The organism is Vibrio sp. V15_P4S5T153 (assembly GCF_963874485.1).
GTDB classification, from domain to species: Bacteria; Pseudomonadota; Gammaproteobacteria; order Enterobacterales; family Vibrionaceae; genus Vibrio; species Vibrio anguillarum.
In genome coordinates, this window is record NZ_CAWNHR010000011.1 from 292,282 (window position 1) to 308,741 (window position 16,460).

11 protein-coding genes and 1 tRNA gene are annotated in these 16,460 nt (G+C 43.6%); 7 read left to right on the forward strand and 5 right to left on the reverse strand.

Going from position 1 to position 16,460, the window contains the following annotated elements; translation table 11 throughout:
* Window positions 1-7: 7 nt before the first annotated feature.
* From AACT42_RS03175 to AACT42_RS03185, 3 genes are all read right to left on the reverse strand, one after another.
* Window positions 8-1,084 carry a 3-deoxy-7-phosphoheptulonate synthase gene (locus AACT42_RS03175; RefSeq protein ID WP_094131589.1) on the reverse strand — a complete coding sequence of 359 codons (1,077 nt, stop codon included), beginning with the start codon at window positions 1,082-1,084 and terminating at the stop codon, window positions 8-10.
* 247 nt (window positions 1,085-1,331) lie between these two features.
* Window positions 1,332-2,381 carry an ATP-binding protein gene (locus tag AACT42_RS03180; RefSeq protein ID WP_094131588.1) on the reverse strand — a complete coding sequence of 350 codons (1,050 nt, stop codon included), beginning with the start codon at window positions 2,379-2,381 and terminating at the stop codon, window positions 1,332-1,334.
* Complete coding sequence (locus AACT42_RS03185; protein ID WP_094131587.1) at window positions 2,378-3,142, reverse strand: response regulator; 765 nt, start codon at window positions 3,140-3,142, stop codon at window positions 2,378-2,380. The genes AACT42_RS03180 and AACT42_RS03185 overlap by 4 nt, the downstream gene beginning before the upstream one ends.
* A gap of 102 nt (window positions 3,143-3,244) precedes the next feature.
* On the opposite strand from AACT42_RS03185, the gene AACT42_RS03190 reads away from it, so the two are divergent.
* The 4 genes from AACT42_RS03190 (at window position 3,245) to AACT42_RS03205 (ending at window position 10,751) form a co-directional block, all read left to right on the forward strand.
* Window positions 3,245-4,423: an efflux RND transporter periplasmic adaptor subunit gene (locus AACT42_RS03190; protein WP_254918402.1), complete on the forward strand. Its 1,179-nt coding sequence runs from the start codon at window positions 3,245-3,247 to the stop codon at window positions 4,421-4,423.
* 21 nt (window positions 4,424-4,444) lie between these two features.
* Complete coding sequence (locus AACT42_RS03195; RefSeq protein WP_094131585.1) at window positions 4,445-7,546, forward strand: efflux RND transporter permease subunit; 3,102 nt, start codon at window positions 4,445-4,447, stop codon at window positions 7,544-7,546.
* Window positions 7,536-8,078, forward strand: coding sequence for a GNAT family N-acetyltransferase (locus AACT42_RS03200; protein ID WP_094131584.1), 543 nt, complete (start codon window positions 7,536-7,538; stop codon window positions 8,076-8,078). Before AACT42_RS03195 ends, AACT42_RS03200 begins: the two co-directional genes overlap by 11 nt.
* Before the next feature lie 387 nt (window positions 8,079-8,465).
* Window positions 8,466-10,751 carry a glycoside hydrolase family 9 protein gene (locus AACT42_RS03205; protein WP_094131583.1) on the forward strand — a complete coding sequence of 762 codons (2,286 nt, stop codon included), beginning with the start codon at window positions 8,466-8,468 and terminating at the stop codon, window positions 10,749-10,751.
* Window positions 10,752-10,850: 99 nt separating this feature from the next.
* Here the strand turns inward: AACT42_RS03205 and AACT42_RS03210 are convergent.
* Window positions 10,851-10,926 (reverse strand) — tRNA-Asn (locus tag AACT42_RS03210).
* Between the two features lie 547 nt (window positions 10,927-11,473).
* Here AACT42_RS03210 and uvrB point away from each other — a divergent pair.
* From uvrB to luxU, 3 genes are all read left to right on the forward strand, one after another.
* Window positions 11,474-13,504, forward strand: coding sequence for an excinuclease ABC subunit UvrB (gene uvrB / locus AACT42_RS03215; RefSeq protein WP_041769234.1), 2,031 nt, complete (start codon window positions 11,474-11,476; stop codon window positions 13,502-13,504).
* 241 nt (window positions 13,505-13,745) lie between these two features.
* Entirely contained in the window at window positions 13,746-15,152 is a 1,407-nt protein-coding gene (gene luxO, locus AACT42_RS03220) for a quorum-sensing sigma-54 dependent transcriptional regulator LuxO (RefSeq protein WP_094132913.1), read from the forward strand.
* Between the two features lie 4 nt (window positions 15,153-15,156).
* Window positions 15,157-15,495 carry a quorum-sensing phosphorelay protein LuxU gene (luxU, locus tag AACT42_RS03225; protein WP_088721080.1) on the forward strand — a complete coding sequence of 113 codons (339 nt, stop codon included), beginning with the start codon at window positions 15,157-15,159 and terminating at the stop codon, window positions 15,493-15,495.
* 34 nt (window positions 15,496-15,529) lie between these two features.
* On the opposite strand, the gene AACT42_RS03230 is transcribed toward luxU, so the two are convergent.
* Complete coding sequence (locus AACT42_RS03230; protein WP_013857260.1) at window positions 15,530-16,420, reverse strand: YvcK family protein; 891 nt, start codon at window positions 16,418-16,420, stop codon at window positions 15,530-15,532.
* Between the last annotated feature and the right edge of the window lie 40 nt (window positions 16,421-16,460).

The following is a 16,460-nucleotide window of genomic DNA, read 5'->3' on the forward strand; positions in this document are numbered from 1 at the left end:
TGGTCGTTTACACTGGAGCGGGCTGACAATATTGCTGCTGTTGAAGTGTTGCGACCGCATCATCGAGCGTATTTAAAAAGCACATTGTATCCTCCCAACTTAAGCACTCATCAGTGATGGATTGGCCGTAGCAGAGCGGGCCTTTATCCAAAGCTTGGCTACCGCCTTGCAAAAAGCTTTCGCACATTACCCCCGCAATGTGGCGCTCTCCAGACAGCAGTTGCTGGGCTATGTTGTCTATTACATCCAATTGATTCTTAGCGATTTTTCCACTATTGCCGTGGCTGCAGTCAACCACTAGCCTACTACTGAGTTGGCTATGGTGTAATTGATAAGCCGCACTTTTAACACTGTGACTTGCATAGTTTGGCGTGACACCACCACGTAAAATAATATGGCAATATGGATTACCTTGAGTTTGCACCGCAACCGGTTGTCCATTCTCACCCGCCATAATCAACAGATGTGAATCGTTAGCGGCATGAATCGCATCGATTGCAATTGTCGTATTGCCGTCAGTACCATTTTTAAAACCAATAGGGCAGTGCAATGCCGACGCGAGTTGGCGATGCGGTTGTGATTCTGTGGTTCTTGCGCCAACCGCACCCCAACAAATAAGGTCCGCGATATACGGAGCGATATGCGTATCTAAAAACTCAGTCGCTGTTGGTACACCCAGCGCTAGGACTGACTTGAGTAATTCACGGCTAGAGCTGAGCCCTTTGAGTAAGTTAAATTGACCGTTGAGATCAGGGTCAACCATGTATCCTTTCCAGCCAGTCCGCGTTCTCGGTTTTTCAAAATAAGTTCTCATCACCAACTTGAGAGTGCTGCTGAACTGTTTTTGTGCCTTTGCGAGTCGTTGTGCATAGTCAATTGCAGCCTCAGGGTCGTGGATTGAACATGGCCCAATAATCACCAACATCCTTGAGTCACGACCCGCCAAGATATTTTGAATGTCTTGGCGGTGTTGGTGAACGGTCATTGATCGTTGATTATCGGTTTCTGATGATTTGTCTAGAAGGTAGAGATTGGGTAAAGGAGTGATTGATGAAGCGTTCATCACATTATGTAGAGATTTCATGGGCACTATCCGCATAAACATTACGACGTAATGATAACTATTATCATTAATTATTTCCGATAGTGTGAAACATTTGTACAATTGTCAATATGTAAATATGGTTCTGATCACCCTGTATATAGGCTTTCGACGTTATTGATTCATGTGTGACGAACCGGTCTCTCCATTTTGTTATTGAATCGCTTTGATGTGAAAAATTAATGAATACTTAGGCTTATGGTGGATTTAATCGTTCTCGTGATTTTGATTAAGTTGGCCAATAGAGTTCAATAATCGTTCCGCCTTTATTGCTTATACGACAACTAACGCTTCCTTCATGTGCTGTGGCAATAGCAGCAACAACAGCCAATCCTAATCCGCTGCCACTTTTTGGGGTGTCCTTAGCGCTGCGAAATGCTGTAAAAATATGCGGAATTAAATCAGGTGAAACTCCCGGGCCAGAATCTTCCACACTTAAATGGCAAAAGCCATCTTTAAGCTGAGTAGAGATAGTTATTGCACCCGGAAGAGCATATTTACTCGCATTTTCCAGTATAGCCAACAAAGCTTGTCTTATTCTGGTTGGGTCACAAAAGACAGATTTTGTGGTTACATTAAGTTCTACATGCTGATTTGCTTCATTCAGCATATTTACCGACAAATCAGTAAGTAATTTTATTTCTGTCGCTAAGTTGGTTTCTTTTCTATTTATTCTTAATTCATCACTATTCATTAAGCTAATAACACGCAGATCTTCTATTAATCGAGATAACCCTTCAATTTGTACTAATAGTTTAGTGAACTGGTTTTTATCTGGAGTAAAGACACCTTCTGCTAACCCTTGTAATCGGCCCCGTAAAATTGTCACCGGGGTTCTGAGTTCATGGGCGATCGCTGCATTCCAAAAGGCGTGCTCTTCTGTCATTCGTTGAAGTTTATCCGCTAAGAGGTTGAAATCGTCTACTAATAAAGCGGCTTCACCTAATGAACGGTCTCCAACGTTAGCGCGGAAATGTAAGTCGCCTTCAGCGATTTTTCGCATTCCTTGCGCAACAGCACTTAGCGGTTCCAAAATGCGTTGGGATAACTTAGTAGCAAGTTTGACGGCTAGCAGAATGACAATAACGCAGGTTAGTGCGAGCCAAACCCATTCTGGCCAAGAAGGAGTGAGAGCATCTTCACTCGGTATATAATTGGGCCAATATTTATCCCAAAGATAGTAAAAAATAAACGAGCCCATTGTGGCAAGTAATGCTGAACCGATTGCGATTTTTATCATTGAGAATGCAATCTGACGGCTCAAACCACTTAATTTCATTGGTCGCCCTTAAAACGGTAACCGACACCACGAACACCAGCCGGAACGCCTTGAATACCGTAGGCTTCAAGTTTTTTGCGGATTTTGCTGATGTGGCTGTCGATCGTTCGTTCCAGCGTGTCACCCTCAGGTAGGCACGTACTTAATAGTTCTGTTCGGCTAAACACTCGCTTGGGTGAACGAATGAAGTGAGTCAACAATTTAAACTCAGTTAAGGTTAGCAGTAGAGTATGACGTTCTCCATCCACATGAACAGCGATTTCGTGACTCTCTAAATCGACTTCAAACGGTTCGGCTCGCAGTATATTTTTGTTGTGAGGTTGATTAACTTCTAAGGTGCGTCTTAGAACGGCTTGGACTCTCGCGACGACTTCTGCCGGATTAAACGGCTTAACGACGTAATCATCAGCTCCGATTCTGAGTGCCATCAATTTATCTAAATCTTGGTCCATTGCGGTAAGCATGATGACAGGGGTGTTACTTTTCTGACGAAGTTCCGACAACACTTTCCATCCATCCATTTTAGGCATCTGGATATCAAGCAGTATAAGATCTGGCTTCATGGATGAATGAAGTTCTAGTGTTCTTTGACCATCTGCAGCGTGAATCGTACGCATATTGCTGCGCGTTAGATAAGCGGAGAGTATATCGACAATTTCAAATTCATCCTCAGCGATCAGAATTAACGCCTGACGATAAGACCCGGTTCCTGAATCTGTAGCAAATTTCTGCCCTTCAACGTACAAATTGTTCATCTCCATCAAATCTCCACATTCACTCCGCGGGACCTCCACACACAGGTATTAGACTCAACAACTATTGACAGCGGATAGTCCGCTTTGATTTGTTCAGAGGATACCTCAGTGAAAAAGATAAATATATGTGTATCTAGTAGCTTACATATATTGGTACTTTTCTTTTTAGTTGGCTGTAATCAATCCAATAAAGATGAAAGTGAAGTCGGACTAAAAGAGTCTTTGCCTTTAGTTTCAACGATAACAATACAACCACAACGTTTAGATGTTTATGAAGAGCTTCCCGGAAGAGTGTTGGCCGTGCGCGTTGCAGAGATTCGCCCACAAGTGGTTGGGATAGTACAACATCGCTTGTTCAAACAAGGCGCTGAAGTGAAAGCTGGCCAGTCGTTATTCCAGATTGATCCTGCGCCATTTGAAGCGGAAGTTGATACTGCCAAAGCAAACTTACAGAGAGCGCAGGTGACTTATCAACGTGCTCTGGAAAAAGAGTTACGATTAAAACCTTTGGTAAAAAAAGATTCTATCAGTCGTCAAGACTATGACGATGTTGTTTTGCTCCGAGATCAAGCTGTTGCTGATGTTGCGGTCGCTAAAGCGACTCTCACTCGTCGTATGCTTGATCTGAAGTTTGCAAATGTGACCGCACCGATATCTGGACTGATAGAGCAAACCTTGGTGACCGAGGGTGCATTAGTCAGCAGTACGGATGCAGTACCGATGGCGCGTATCCAACAGGTCGATCAAGTCTTTGTTGATATTCGTCGACCTGCGTCTTCATTAGAAGCTATTCGTGAAGATTTAACAGCAAATGCAGATGGTGAACCTGGTGTTGCTGGAACAAAAATTAAAATTTTACGCAGTAACGGCACCCCTTATCCAGTCAAAGGCCAAATCCTGTTTTCTGGTATCAATATTGACGTAAGCACTGGCGATGTTTTGCTGCGCGTGCTCGTAGATAACTCTCAACGCTGGTTATTACCGGGGATGTTCGTAAAAACCAAAGTACTTCATTCGAGTTATAACCACGCGTTAATGGTTCCGCAACAGGCGGTTATGCATCTTGCAGGTGCTCCTCATCTTTGGAGTATTGATCAGGAAGGATATGCACATTTAAAACCTGTAAAGCTCGGAGAATTGATCGATGGTCAGTACCGCGTGAAATCGGGCGTTCATGAAGGAGAAAATATCGTAGTCGAGGGCAAGGAAAGGCTTGAGAGCGGCGTTCTCGTAGACCAACGCAAATGGGAAGAACCTGAGGTTCTTTTAACATCTGCGACAAACTGATTAAGGTTAGAGTGGCTTTTTATGTCTCAGTTTTTTATTCATCGCCCCGTATTTGCTTGGGTTATTGCTCTTTTCATTATTTTGTTTGGATGTATTTCGATTCCGAAGTTACCTATTTCTCGTTACCCGTCTGTGGCGCCTCCAACGGTCAGTATTATGGCGACGTATCCGGGAGCCAGTCCGAAGGAAATGAATGATGGTGTACTTAGTCTTATTGAGGGTGAGCTGTCGAACGTTAAGAACTTAATGTATTTCGAGTCGTCTGCTGACAACTCCGGTTCTGCGTCTATTACGGTTACATTTAAGCCGGGAACAGACTCTGATATGGCGCAAGTTGACGTTCAAAACCAACTGAAAGCGGTTGAATCTCGTTTACCGCAGGTGGTGCGTCAAAGCGGCTTGTCTGTAGAATCTGCTACATCCAACTTTTTGATGATTGTCGGGTTGAAATCTGATGATAACCGCTTTGATGAAATCGCATTGAACGACTATTTGGCTCGCAACATCGTAGATGAATTGCGCCGTATTGAAGGTGTAGGGCGTGTTCAGTCATTTGGTGCTGAGAAGGCAATGAGGATCTGGGTTGACCCGAGTAAGCTCAATTCATTGGGTTTAACAATGAATGATGTTAGTCAGGCTATCACTTCGCAAAATACACAAATCGCACCCGGAAGTATCGGTGCTGCACCGACGGTTTTAGGGCAACGAGTAACGGTTCCATTAACCGTTCAAGGCCAGTTAACCAGCGTTGAAGAATTCTCTAATATCATTCTTCGTGCAAACAACAATGGCTCGAAAGTCGTCCTAAGTGACGTTGCGCGTGTTGAAATCGGTTCTCAATCCTATGGTTATTTGAATCGTGAAAATGGTAAAACAGCGACGGCTGCGGCTATTCAGCTTACTCCGGGAGCGAATGCCGTTAAAACTGCAGATGCGGTACAAAAGCGTTTGGCGGAGTTGAGTCAAAGTCTACCTTCTGGGATGACCTATTCAATTCCATTTAATACAGCACCTTTCGTTAAAGTTTCGATCAATAAGGTTATTCATACCTTAGTTGAAGCTATGGTGCTGGTGTTTTTTGTTATGTTTCTGTTTTTACAGAATATTCGTTACACCTTGATCCCCGCTATTGTTGCACCGATAGCCTTGTTGGGGACGTTCACCGTCATGTTGTTAACTGGCTTTTCAATCAACGTGTTAACGATGTTTGGTATGGTTCTGGCGATCGGTATTATCGTCGATGATGCGATTGTCGTTGTCGAAAACGTGGAACGATTGATGGCGGAAAAAGGCTTATCTCCGAAAGAAGCGACATCTAAGGCGATGAAAGAGATTACTGGCGCCATTATAGGCATCACACTTGTGCTAACGGCGGTTTTCATCCCGATGGCATTTGCCAGTGATTCGGTTGGCGCAATTTATAAGCAGTTTACATTATCGATGGCGGTATCAATTCTGTTCTCAGCATTTTTGGCTCTAACACTAACTCCAGCGCTTTGTGCCACGTTGCTAAAGCCGGTTAATGCTAATCACCACGAGCAAACAAGATTTGCGAAATGGTTTAATCGTGGCTTTAACCGAATGAACAATCGGTATGAATCTCAGGTCAACGTGTTAGTGAATCGCAAAGGACGAATGATGCTTGTCTTTGTGTTTCTGTGCGCAATTTTGGTTCTAGTGTACAGGCAGTTGCCGTCATCGTTTTTACCAGAAGAAGACCAAGGATATTTTATTACCAATATTCAGCTTCCGGCAGACGCAACCACAGTGCGTACGTTGGATGTTGTGAAAAAATTTGAACAGCATGCGTTAAGCCGTCCGTCGATTGAGTCAACAATGACGGTTATTGGTTTTGGTTTTTCCGGTTCAGGCACGAATACCGCGCAAAGTTTTACCACATTGAAAGATTGGGAAACACGTAACGATACCTCAACACTTGGCGAGTTAAAACTTGCTGAGGAGGCGATGGCTGACGTAAAAGAAGGCACGGTTATGCACATGCTGCCTCCTTCTATTGAAGAGCTAGGAACCAGCTCTGATATTACGTTTTTCTTGCAAGATCGCGGAAATCAGGGATACGAGGCATTGAAAGTCGTTGAGACGAAGATGTTAGAGTTGGCGAAAAATAGCAAATCACTTAGCGATGTTTATTCTGATGGGCTTCCTGCTGGTACAAGTATTCATTTAGATATTGATCGCCAGAAAGCTGAGGCATTAGGTGTTTCATTCACGAGTATTAGTGAGACGCTATCAACTGCGATTGGATCACTATACATCAACGATTTTCCTAATGAAGGCAGAATGCAGCAAGTCATTATGCAAGCAGATGCTTCATCAAGGATGCAGATTGAGGATGTGCTCAAGCTCCACGTACGAAACATTAATGGTGGTATGGTTCCATTATCAGAAATTGTGACGCCTATTTGGTCTGAGTCTGCGCCGCAGTTTATTCGCTTCCAAGGTTATCCTGCGGTTCGAATTTCTGGTAGTGCAGCTTCCGGAGTTTCTAGCGGGGAAGCGATGGCTGAAATAGAACAAATGGCGAAGCAACTTCCATCAGGCTTTACCATTGCATGGACAGGACAGGCTTTACAAGAGCTTCACTCAGCAAAACAAGCACCGATGCTAATGGCGCTATCGATGCTAGTCGTTTTCTTAGTGCTTGCGGCACTTTATGAGAGTTGGGCTATTCCTTTATCGGTGATGTTGGTCGTGCCCTTGGGATTGTTAGGAGCGGTACTCGCTATTGTCGTACGTGACATGCCAAACGACGTTTTCTTCAAAGTCGGGATGATCACTGTAATTGGTCTTTCGGCGAAAAACGCAATTCTAATTGTTGAATTTGCCAAACAGTTAAGAGAGCAAGGCAACGGGCTGGTTCAGTCAGCCGTTCAAGCTGCGAAGTTGCGATTAAGACCTATCTTGATGACCTCTCTGGCATTTGGTCTTGGTGTTGTACCACTGATGCTAGCCTCAGGCGCTAGTGCAGAAACTCAACGAGCTATCGGAACAGGTGTGTTCGGTGGAATGGTTAGCGCTACATTGCTTGCCATTTACTTTGTACCTGTTTTCTTCGTGTTCGTGATGAGTATTCAAGAGCGTTATTTTAAAAATGAAAAATGAAATTATAAAACTCACTAAAGTGAAAAGTGACGAGCTGCCTGAATTTAAAACTAAGTTACAGCAGACTTTTACCAATGCGTTAATCGAACAGTTTGGCCCATCTTACAGTGAGCCGATACCTTCCGATGAAGATATATTTGGCTCTTTTAACGCCAAGGGTGCCGTAATAAATCATATCGTACTCGGCGAGGAGAGAGTGGGTGGTGTGGTGCTGAATATTAATACGGATACCCAATATAACAGTCTCGACCTGTTTTTTATTTATCCCGAAAGTCATAACAAAGGTTTAGGGCAGAAATCATGGAGAGCCATTGAAGCGGCGTATCCAGAAACTAAGGTTTGGACAACCGTTACGCCTTATTTTGAAAAAAGGAACATCAACTTCTATATCAATAAGTGTGGCTTTCATATTGTGGAGTTTTATAATAAATTTCATCCGGAAAAAAATTATGAAGTTAATGGTATAGAGGATGGGATAGATTCAAATGAAGATGATTTTTTCAAATTTGAAAAAATCATGAACCTTCGTTAAAACCGGACAACTTATATCTCGGAAGGAGAAAATAGCCTCTTATATAACGTTGGTAACGTTCTTGGTGGTTATATTTTCTTACAACTCGGTCATACTAATATTGTTCACATCAAAGGTCTAGATAGTTAGCCGGGCTCAAGAGCATGTTGTAAAGGCTATAAAGTTAGTTTACCTCCGATTGATATAATTATTCGCTAGAAAACAAGTCAATTTATCGATGAGATTTCCTTGAAACAGATTCATCACCTTAGAGGTAAGTGCTAGCAGTATCACGAAGAGAGAAATAGGCGTTTTTAGAACGGTTCTTTTGTGCTCAGACATCTACTTATTAGCCATGAAAATAGCTTAATTTCAATGGTGTTGTAATTTATATGTCTAGGAGTAAATATGCATAAGTTCAAACTATCATTGGCAACAATACTCATTCTTTCATCGTGTTCTGCTTATGCAAATGAGCAAATTAAGAACGGCAAATTTAACGGGAACATGGATGGTTGGTGGAATGCTGGTGCAGATGTAAAAATCAAAAATGGCGAAGCATGTCTTGAGATTAGAAGTCCAGGAGAGAACCCTTGGAATGTGATTTTAGGACAGGGCGGGATTGGGTTGGCAAACAAAGCAGATTATGAAGTTTCATTTGATGCTTATGCAACCGTTGATACTCAAATGAGAACGCTTATTCAACATGAAGGTCCTCCTTATACCAACTATTTTGTGGATGATACAAAAGTCTCACTGAAGAAGAAGAGCTATAAGTTTAAGTTCAGCCATGATTTTGAAAGCGATGCTAAAACTGAGTTCCAGTTTCAAATGGGCGCCCAGAAAAAGGGAACCGTATGCGTTAGCAATGTTTCAGTCGTCGGTGAGAAATACATTGAAGAGCTGAAGATAAATTCTGTTCGTGCTAACCAAGTCGGTTACCTTCCTCAAGCAGATAAGTTTGTATTTGTCGCGAATGAATCTAAAGAGCCCTTAAAGTGGGTGCTAACAAACAACAGCAATATCAATGTCGATTTAGGTAAAACGGAAGTCTTTGGTCTTAATAAGGCATCAGGCGAGTTTATTCACCGTATTGACCTATCGAACTACAGATCAGATATGAGTGGCTTGAAAGTAAAAGTCGGTGAAGACGAGAGCTTGCCATTTAGCATTAGCAAAGATATCTACAATCAGTTGAAGTACGATGCATTGTCTTACTTCTACCAAAACCGTAGTGGTATTGAGATTGATACGGCTCTGGTACAGCGTGACGATCTAGCGCGTCCCGGCGGGCATATGAGCGATGTGGTTACCTGTTTTAATAAGACGGACAGCTGGGGTAATAAGTGGCCAGGTTGTGATTTTTCTGTCGATGTAACCGGCGGTTGGTATGACGCTGGCGACCATGGTAAGTATACGGTTAACAGCGGTATCTCGACTTGGACTCTTTTGAACCTGTTTGAAAGAGGTAAATGGCTAGATAACGCACCAATTCCTTTTGCAGAAGGGAAAGTGAAAATTCCAGAAGCTGGAAATGGCGTCAATCCTTTGTTGTCAGAGGCTCGTTGGAATATCGAATTTATATTGGCAATGCAGATTCATAGTGACAAACCTGTAGCTGTTCCTGTTGGTGACCAGTCTGAAGACAAAACACTTAAACTGACTAAGATTGACGCAAAAGGGATGGCTTTCCATAAAGTTGCTGATGAAGCTTGGACAGGTATGCCACTGCCACCTCATATGGACACCCAAAAGCGATATGTGGGTTATCCAACCACTGCGGCTACGTTGAACTTGTCAGCAATTGGTGCTCAATGTGCGCGAATTTGGAAAGAGATTGATCCTGCGTTCTCAAAAAACTGTTTGAATGCGGCGCAAGAGGCTTGGGAAGCCGCGAGCAAAAATCCTCATATTCTTGCCTATGATAACTTCACAGGGTCGGGCCCATATGATGATAAAGAGCTTTCAGACGAGTTCTACTGGGCTGCAAGTGAACTTTATATCACCACTGGTGACAGCAAGTACCTTAAAGCACTGAAAGCTTCTCCTCATTATCTAGAGACACCAAAAGGTAACATTGAAGCAGATGGCGAAATGTTCTGGGGGTACACAGCGCCTTTAGCAACAATAAGCTTGGCCGTTGTGCCTAATGGATTGGGTGATGATCAAATTAAAGTTGCAAGGAAAAACTTAATCGCAACCTCTGATAACTTTGTGGGCCAGATTAATAACGAGGGTTATCATATTCCTTACACGGTAGAAGAGTATCCGTGGGGATCGAACTCGAGTTTTGTAAACAGAGCTATCTTCTTAATCTATGCGAATGATTTCACCGGCGATATTAAGTATGTAAAAGCGGCTGCAAATGCGATGGATTACTTACTAGGCGCGAACCCAATGAACCTGTCTTATATTACAGGTTACGGCACCAATGCAGCTAAAAGTCCACATCACCGTTTTTGGGCACATGCTGCGGATGAAAAGTCACCAGCTCCAGCACCTGGCGCACTAGTGGGTGGACCCAACTCAGTGAGTTACAGTGATCCAGTCGCTGCGACATTGAAGGGGCAGTGTGTTGGCCAAACCTGTTATAGAGATAACATTAATGCATGGTCGTTTAATGAGATCACGATTAATTGGAATGCTCCTCTCGTTTGGGTTTCTTCTGCTTTGGATGAAGGGCAATTATATTGATTAACGAGTCAGGAAAAGACGTTAAGAGAATACAATTCCTTGAAATAGCTAGATTTAGATACAAAAAAAGACGTCCTAGGACGTCTTTTTTCTGGAATTTGGCTCCCCCTGCAAGACTTGAACTTGCGACATACGGATTAACAGTCCGCCGTTCTACCGACTGAACTAAGGGGGAATTGCTTTGAGCGGTGCGAATGGTAGCGACTGGGGTGTTCAGTGTCAACCTTTCCAGCCGAAGAAAAAGTAAAAATATTTCCCTGAAAATACTTTACTTTTCTGTACCCCTTATCGGCATTAGGCTAGGTTTAGTTATCCACCAAAATTGTGGATAAGTGTGTTGACGAATCCTGAGCAATTCGTTTCATCAATGAATGTTGAGTTATTACTCTACTCATTTGTTGAGTTTATTTTTTATATAACACTATGTTTTTTTATTTTATTTTTTGATTTATCAACTGAAATTATCAATAAGAAATGAAAATGAATGGCGATGAGAAAAAGGGAGTCATTTTGAAATTTTGGGGAAAACAAGTGGATTATTTTTGAAAGTTAGGAGTGGTTTTTTACGAATCAGGCCGAAGATGGTAGCAAACGTATGGAGAAGAAACTAGCATTTTTTCAAAACAGGGGTGATTTACGACGCAACTATTTTGAACAATTACTTGCAACAAAACATGGCTAACAGCGAGAATGCCTATTCAGTTATAGAGGACAACGGCATTATGAGCAAAACGTTTGAATTGGTATCGGGTTATCAACCGTCAGGCGATCAACCAACGGCGATCAAGCAATTGTTTGATGGGCTAGATGCAGGTCTTGCTCATCAAACCTTGTTGGGTGTGACGGGGTCAGGGAAAACATTCACCTTGGCTAATGTGATCGCCAAGGCGCAGCGTCCGGTTATCTTGTTGGCACCGAATAAAACGCTCGCAGCCCAGCTGTATGGTGAGATGAAGTCATTTTTCCCCAATAATGCGGTTGAGTATTTCGTCTCTTATTACGACTACTATCAGCCAGAGGCGTATGTGCCGACCACGGACACATTTATAGAAAAAGATTCCTCGATTAACTCACACATAGAACAAATGCGACTCTCCGCGACTAAAGCGCTGCTTGAGCGTAAAGATGCGATTATTGTAGCTTCTGTATCGGCGATTTACGGTTTGGGTGATCCTGATTCTTATCTGAAAATGATGCTGCATGTTCGCCGTGGTGATGTGATGGATCAGCGCGACATTATCCGCCGTTTAGCCGAGCTCCAATACACACGTAACGATATGGCGTTTGAACGTGGTCAATTTAGAGTTCGTGGAGAGGTGATCGATATCTTTCCCGCGGAATCGGATTATGCGGCCGTGCGTGTTGAAATGTTTGATGATGAGGTAGATTGCATCAGTTTGTTTGACCCATTGACGGGCGCAATGATTCAGCGAGATCTTCCTCGCTATACCATCTATCCTAAAACGCACTACGTTACGCCAAGAGAGCGCATTGTAGATGCGATAGAGCACATCAAAGAGGAGCTGCGAACTCGCCAAGCCTACCTGTTGGAAAACAATAAACTACTCGAAGAGCAGCGCATATCGCAGCGTACTCAATTTGATATTGAAATGATGAATGAGCTCGGTTTTTGTTCAGGTATTGAAAACTATTCACGTTATCTTAGTGGGCGAAAAGAGGGAGAGCCGCCTCCGACCCTGTTTGACTATCTACCGCATGACGGTTTATTGATTATCGACGAATCACACGTAACCGTGCCGCAAATTGGCGCGATGTTCAAAGGCGATCGTTCACGCAAAGAAACGTTAGTAGAGTTTGGTTTCCGGTTGCCTTCCGCTTTAGATAACCGTCCATTAAAGTTTGAAGAGTTCGAATCACTTGCGCCGCAGACGATCTTTGTTTCTGCTACCCCGGGCAACTATGAGCTAGAAAAATCAGCCGGACAAATTGTGGATCAAGTGGTGCGCCCAACCGGACTACTTGATCCCGTGCTGGAAGTACGACCAGTCGCAACACAAGTGGATGATGTGTTGTCAGAGATCCGCATTCGCTCAGCGAAAGATGAACGTGTGCTGATCACGACATTGACTAAACGCATGGCTGAAGACTTAACTGAGTATCTTCATGAACATGGGGTTAAGGTCAGATATCTGCACTCAGATATTGATACTGTTGAGCGGGTTGAGATTATTCGCGACCTTCGCCTAGGCGAATTTGATGTGTTAGTGGGTATTAACTTACTGCGTGAAGGTTTGGATATGCCTGAAGTCTCTCTTGTCGCAATTCTTGATGCGGATAAAGAAGGTTTTCTACGTTCAGAACGTTCATTAATTCAGACCATTGGCCGTGCGGCACGTAATATTGAAGGCAAAGCGATTCTCTATGCTGACCGCATTACTAACTCAATGAAGAAAGCGATGGATGAGACCGATCGTCGCCGTGAAAAGCAGCAAGCACATAATGAAGAACAAGGGATAACACCTCAGGCGCTGAAACGTAATGTCAAAGATATTATGGAATTAGGTGATATTACTAAGTCCAAGCAGCAGAGGATGAACAAACAAGTACCTTTGTCTAAGGTGGCAGAAAGCTCGCAAACTTATGAAATATTCACGCCGCTACAACTGGAAAAAGAGATCGCCAAACTAGAAGGGTTAATGTACAAACACGCACAAAACCTAGAATTTGAATTGGCTGCCGAAAAGCGTGACCAAATTGAAAAACTGCGTCAGCAGTTCATTACCAACAGTTAAAAAAATAGCCAATAGAAAAAGGTCTATTGGCTGTTATTTGTGAACACTTTATTCACTAACAACGTCAGTTGGCTAGGTGACCCCTAAGGGTCATATTGAATAGAGCACATATCGTGCCAATTAATTTTATGCCAAAAGGGCTATTAACTAACGAATTAGTGCCTTTTTGTCATTTTATTTTGCAAAATGCGAACCTTAATGCAATAGTTAAGGCAAAGTGCAAAATAATAATGGCTAGAATATGCAACCTGACTTTTCTCTACAAAAGGCTAAATATCTTTTGATGGTGGAAGATACGGCTTCCGTTGCGGCGCTGTATCGTTCATACCTCACCCCCCTTGAAATCGATATCAATATTGTTGGTACAGGTCGTGATGCGATAGAGAGTTTAGCTCACCGAGAGCCGGACCTCATATTGCTGGATCTTCGATTACCCGATATGACGGGCATGGACGTTTTACATGCTGTGAGAAATCAATACCCCAATGTGCCTGTGATATTCATGACGGCTCATGGTTCCATTGATACCGCCGTGGAAGCGATGCGCCACGGTGCCCAAGATTTCTTGATCAAACCTTGTGAAGCAGACCGCTTGCGCGTCACGGTTAACAACGCCATACGTAAAGCTAGCAAACTAAAAAATGAGGCTGGTAACCCAGGTAATCAGAACTACCAAGGTTTTATCGGCAGCAGTCAAACCATGCAATCAGTCTATCGAACCATTGACTCAGCGGCCTCCAGTAAAGCCAGTATTTTTATTACTGGCGAAAGTGGCACGGGTAAAGAGGTGTGCGCAGAAGCGATTCATGCGGCCAGTAAACGTGGCGATAAACCCTTCATTGCGATTAACTGCGCCGCAATTCCTAAAGACTTAATCGAGAGTGAACTCTTTGGCCACGTGAAAGGCGCATTTACTGGCGCAGCGACCGATCGCCAAGGCGCAGCCGAGTTGGCTGATGGCGGCACACTGTTTTTGGATGAACTGTGTGAAATGGATTTGGATTTGCAGACCAAGCTGTTGCGCTTTATCCAAACGGGCACATTCCAGAAAGTGGGCTCATCGAAGATGAAAAGTGTCGATGTTCGTTTTGTCTGCGCTACCAACCGCGATCCATGGAAAGAGGTACAAGAGGGTCGTTTTCGTGAAGATTTGTACTATCGTCTTTATGTGATCCCATTGCATTTACCACCGCTACGCGAGCGAGGCGATGACGTTATTGAAATTGCTTACTCTTTGCTCGGCTTTATGTCTAAAGAAGAAGGCAAAGGTTTTGTCCGCTTAGCGCCAGAGGTTGTGGAGCGTTTTACGCGCTATGAATGGCCGGGTAATGTGCGTCAACTGCAAAACGTGTTGCGGAATGTGGTGGTATTGAACCACGGCAACGAGATTGAACTGAGCATGTTACCGCCACCGCTAAATCAAGTCGTGGATAACAAGATCCGATTAGCAAACCTAACGACGGATACGCGCAAGGAAAATATAACCGTGCACGATATTTTTCCTTTATGGATGACGGAAAAGCAAGCCATCGAACAAGCGATAGAAGCGTGTGATGGTAATATTCCTAAAGCAGCCAGTTATTTAGACGTTAGCCCTTCAACGATCTACCGCAAGCTTCAAGCGTGGAACAGTAGAGAGAACTCATAGAGATATGGAACTGATCAATAAAAACAAAATTGCGCATTTGGCCCAAGAAATTGGAGAAGAGAATGTGCCAATATTGCTCGATATTTTTCTCAGCGAGCTGAGTGCCTATACACAGAAGCTAGCTGATCAAAATCTGCCGGATAAAATCGAATATTTAAAAGACATCAGCCATGCTCTAAAAAGCAGTGCCGCCAGCTTTGGTGCGGATAAACTGTGCGCTAAAGCGGTGGATATCGATAGCAAAGGAAAGGCAAACTGCATTTTTGATGAGGCTGAAGAAGTGGCGGCGATGCGCGCTCTTATCGAAGAGACGCATCGTTGCTATTGCCACTTGGTGGATTAACTGCCACTTGGTGGATTAACTGCCACTTGATGGATTAGCTTGTGAGTTGATTCTCAATGGCTTTTTGAAGTTTAACTCGGTCGTGCCGCCAGTCACGATTGGATGATGCTAGCTCTGTAGTGACACAATGCCAGTGTTCAGCCAGCTCCGGATGTGGTGTATCGCCGATCACCACATCGATTTTTCGCGCGTGGCAGGCGCGCTCACACCATTCCAATTTCTGCCGTAGCGACATGCGACCAGCAGGTCCTTGCTCGGGAGACAAGTTCTCAACAAAAATCAGCTTTGCTTTTACGTTTTGCTCAATGGCATTGCCAATTTCGGGCAGCAGTAGTGGTGGCATCACACTGGTGAGAAAGCTTCCCGGGCCAAGGATGATGCAGTCTGCTGCACTGATGGCGAGTATGGCTTCTTTGGTTGCTGGCACTTCAGGTGATAAATCTAAGCGCCTTAAATCTTCCGTCATCTCGTCCACATTCGTTTCACCCGTGACCCAATGACCATCCATAGAAAGTGCACTAAGATCAGAAGGATGCTCTGACATAGGTAAAATATTAACATCGACTTTGAGCATGTTGCGGATCAAGTTGATCGCGTCCAAAGGGCGCACAGATAGGTTATCTAATGCAGTCAGCATCAAATTACCGAGATTATGACCATTGAGTTCTCCCGCACCTTTAAAGCGATATTCAAACATCATCGAACTGATTGAAGGCTCAGTGATCAACTGGTTGATACAGTTACGTGTATCGCCCCATGCAATGCCACCTTGGCAGTGGCGAATGCGCCCAGTGGAACCGCCGTTATCTGTGGTGGTTACAATCCCTGTCGCATTGGAGCCAAAATCTTTTAACGCCGCTAGCATGCGTCCAAGCCCATGTCCTCCGCCAATGGCGACGACTTTCTTTGAAGTGTATAGAGTCATCTGTTCTTCTTATTTTTTAATAATTAACTACAATTTAAAT